Consider the following 3,679-nt stretch of genomic DNA (forward strand, 5'->3'; position numbering starts at 1 on the left):
CAGGAGGTCGTCGGGCACTGGTTCGGGGCGCAGCGGCTCGACTTCCGGCCCGAGGAGTACTGGAAGGCCGGTTCCAAGGTCACGATGAAGATCGACCTGGACGGCGTCGAGGGCGCGAACGGGCTGTACGGGGTGCAGAACAAGACGGTGACCTTCACCGTCGGGCGCTCGCAGGTCTCCACGGTCGATGTCGACACCCAGACGATGAAGGTCGTCCGGGACGGCAAGACGATCAAGACGGTGTCGATCTCCGCCGGCAGCGCCGACAACCCGACGTACAACGGGCAGATGGTGATCTCGGAGAAGTTCAAGGAGAAGCGGATGGACGGCGCGACGGTCGGCTTCGCCGGGGAGTACGACATCCCGGACGTGCCGCACGCGATGCGCCTGACCGCGTCGGGCACCTTCCTCCACGGCAACTACTGGTACAACCGGGGCAACCCTCCCTTCGGCCGGCAGGGCACCAGCCACGGCTGCGTCGGCCTGGCGGACGTCCAGGGTGCGAACGGCGACACGATCGCCAAGTGGTTCTTCGACAACTCGCTCACCGGTGACGTGGTGATCGTCAAGAACTCCCCCGACGACACGGTCGCGCCGGACAACGGGCTCAACGGCTGGAACATGTCCTGGAGCGCCTGGAAGGCCGGAAGCGTCGTCTGACCTCGGGGTTCTGAGTAACCGTCAGAGAGTTCGCCGGGCCGTGCGGGAACGAACCGCGCGGCCCGGCCGTTTCACGGACGTACGTTTTCTCGGTTCCCGGACATGATGTCCGACCGAGGGGCTACGGTATGCACCCACAAGGTGACATGCAGCAACGCCGGGAGAAACCTTGAGCGTTCCGTACGAGACGGCAGCGTACGAACCAGCCGAGTCGCCCGAGTCTCCGGAGGAGCACCTCGCGCGGCTCCTCGGTCGCGCCCTGAACTCCTTCGAGCTGCCCGACGAGACCATAAGGCAGCTCGACTGCGCCCTCGCCGACGACAGCTCGCTGCACTCCGCGCACTACAGCTCGGGCCTGCACCGGGCGACGTACCGGCACACGTGGCTGCTCGCCGACGGCTCCGCGGTCACCCTGTGGGAGCTGGTGCACAACACGGTGCCCGGCCGTGAAATCCAGCACGAGGTGTACACCGACGAGGAGGAGTTGCGGGCCGCCACCGCGCGGCTGCCGCTGCCTCCGGACGCACCGGATTTCGAACTGCCCGCGATGGTGGAGCTGGCGGCGTTCCCCGAGCCGCGCCACGCGTACACGCCGGACGACTCAGCGGACCACGCCCGGCGGCTGCTGCGGCGGGCGGAGAACCCGGACCCTCCCGGTGACGAGATCGCCACGCTGCTGCTGCGGACCGCGTTCGCGCATGAGATCACCCAGGCGTTCGGCCGCCCGAGCCGGTCCCGCCGGGGCAGTCGGCCCGGCTTGAACTTCTCGCTCTACGAGCACGCGTTCCTGCTCACGGACGGGCAGGAGATCTCCCTGTGGGAGGTGGAGCACACGGCCACCCCGGACGGGCGCCATATGTGCGAGGTCTACACGACGGAGGACGCGGCCCGTGACGCGATGGAGCGCCGGGCGGGGTTACTCGGGTAGGGCTCGGAGGTGGACCGGGCCGCGAAGGCCGGGCCCGGCCGCTCAGGCCAGACGGTCATCGGTGAACTGACGGGCCAGGAACGCGAAGGCGTCCTGCTCGGCCGGGGTCAGTTCCACATGCTCGACGTGCGGGCCCTTGCGGCGCTGGTGGGGCAGGCCGCGAAGGCGCCCACCGGGGCGCCGGGCCAACTCCATGAAGCGGGCGCGATGCGCCTCGCCGTCCCGGCGCAGAACGCGGACCAGCACGGCGACCCAGATGACCGCCGCGACGGCGAGGGTGGCCACGCCCACCAACGGGAGGATCGACACGTGCTCAGGCATGCCCTCCAGTAGACACCACCAGACGGGACTTTGAGCCCGGATGGTGACGTATCTCGCAGGTACGGCGTACAACTCACAGGGGTCGTAAAGGCGCCCAAAGGGGCGCATGGGGCTCACTGCGAAACGCGGCCGGCCGCAGCCCTCCACGAGGGAGGACTGCGGCCGGCGGACGGTCGCGGGGCTCAGGCCGCGACCGGCTCCTTCGTCTGCGTCTCGGCGGCGGGAGCGGCCTTCGCGGCCGTGCCCGGCTGGGTCTTGCGCATGCCCTTCAGGACGATGACCAGCCCGGCCGTGACCGCCGTGCCGACCGCGATGGCCAGCAGGTACAGGAACGGGTTGCCGATCAGGAAGGTGACCCAGACACCGCCGTGCGGGGCGCGCAGGGTCGAGCCGAAGGCCATGGTCAGCGCGCCGGTGACCGCGCCGCCCGCCATGGAGGCCGGGATGACGCGCAGCGGGTCGGCCGCCGCGAACGGGATGGCGCCCTCGGAGATGAACGAGGCGCCCAGCACCCAGGCCGCCTTGCCGTTCTCGCGCTCGGCGGTGGTGAACAGCTTCTTGCGGATCGTGGTGGCCAGGGCCATGCCCAGCGGCGGGACCATACCGGCGGCCATGACCGCGGCCATGATCTTCATCGCGGAGTCACTGGGGTCCTGGACGGCGATACCGGCGGTGGCGAAGGCGTAGGCCACCTTGTTGACCGGGCCGCCGAGGTCGAAGCACATCATCAGGCCGAGCAGGACGCCGAGGAGGATGGCGTTGGTGCCGGAGAGGCCGTTCAGCCAGTCGGTCAGACCCTTCTGCGCCTCGGAGATCGGCTTGCCGATCACCACGAACATCAGGAATCCGACCACCGCCGTCGACAGCAGCGGGATCACCACCACCGGCATGATGCCGCGCAGCACCGGCGGGATCTCGATCCGCTGGATCGCGAGGACGACACCACCGGCGATCAGACCGGCGACGAGACCGCCGAGGAAGCCCGCGCCGATCGTCACGGAGATCGCGCCGCCGACGAAACCGGGCACGAGACCGGGCCGGTCGGCCATGCCGTAGGCGATGTAACCGGCGAGGACCGGGACGAGGAAGCCGAAGGCGGCGGCGCCGATCTGGAACAGCAGCGCGCCCCAGCTGTCGATCTGACCCCAGTCGAAGTGCTCGGTGACCGACTTCGCCTCGTTGATCTGGTAGCCGCCGATCGCGAAGCCGAGGGCGATCAGCAGACCGCCCGCCGCGACGAACGGAACCATGTAGCTCACGCCCGTCATCAGCCACTTGCGCAGCTTGGTGCCGTAGCCCTCGCCGGGTTCGCCCGCGCGCTCCATGGGGGTGCCCGGGCGGGCGGCGGCCGTGACCTCGCCGCGCTCGGCCTTGCCGCGGACCTCGGCGATCAGTTCGGCGGGGCGGTTGATGGCGGCCTTCACACCGGTGTCCACGGTGGGCTTCCCGGCGAATCGCTCCTTCTCCCGTACGGGGACGTCATGGGCGAAGATCACGCCGTCGGCGGCGGCGATGACCGCCGGATCGAGCCGGCTGAAACCGGCCGAACCCTGCGTCTCGACGACGATCTCGACGCCGTCGGCGTCCCGGCCCGCGTTCTCCAGCGACTCGGCGGCCATGTAGGTGTGCGCGATGCCGGTGGGGCAGGAGGTGACGGCGACGATCCGGAAGGGGCGGCCGGCGGGGGCGGGCTCGTCCTCCGCATCCGCCTGCGGCGCCGCGGGCGCGGCCTCGGGTGTGGCCTCGGGAGCCGCGGCGGCCGCCGCGGCC

The 3,679-nt window shown here is 70.3% G+C and carries 4 protein-coding genes; 2 read left to right on the plus strand and 2 right to left on the minus strand.

All coding sequences use genetic code 11. The features are described 5' to 3' along the window. Both AOK23_RS20805 and AOK23_RS20810 read left to right on the plus strand, forming a co-directional pair. A partial coding sequence (locus AOK23_RS20805; protein WP_157878102.1) for a L,D-transpeptidase occupies positions 1-660 on the plus strand: 660 nt, incomplete at its 5' end. A 169-nt stretch (positions 661-829) separates the two neighbouring features. After that, complete coding sequence (locus AOK23_RS20810; RefSeq protein ID WP_055714201.1) at positions 830-1,588, plus strand: DUF6227 family protein; 759 nt, start codon at positions 830-832, stop codon at positions 1,586-1,588. A 42-nt stretch (positions 1,589-1,630) separates the two neighbouring features. On the opposite strand, the gene AOK23_RS20815 is transcribed toward AOK23_RS20810, so the two are convergent. Beyond that, complete coding sequence (locus tag AOK23_RS20815) at positions 1,631-1,909, minus strand: hypothetical protein (RefSeq protein WP_055714202.1); 279 nt, start codon at positions 1,907-1,909, stop codon at positions 1,631-1,633. A 182-nt stretch (positions 1,910-2,091) separates the two neighbouring features. Then, positions 2,092-3,679, minus strand: a 1,588-nt coding sequence (locus tag AOK23_RS20820) for a PTS fructose transporter subunit IIC (protein WP_055714203.1), incomplete at its 5' end; no start/stop codon positions are given.

Origin of the sequence: Streptomyces torulosus (genome assembly GCF_001419765.1) — a bacterium.
In the GTDB taxonomy this organism is placed as follows: Bacteria; Actinomycetota; Actinomycetes; order Streptomycetales; family Streptomycetaceae; genus Streptomyces; species Streptomyces torulosus.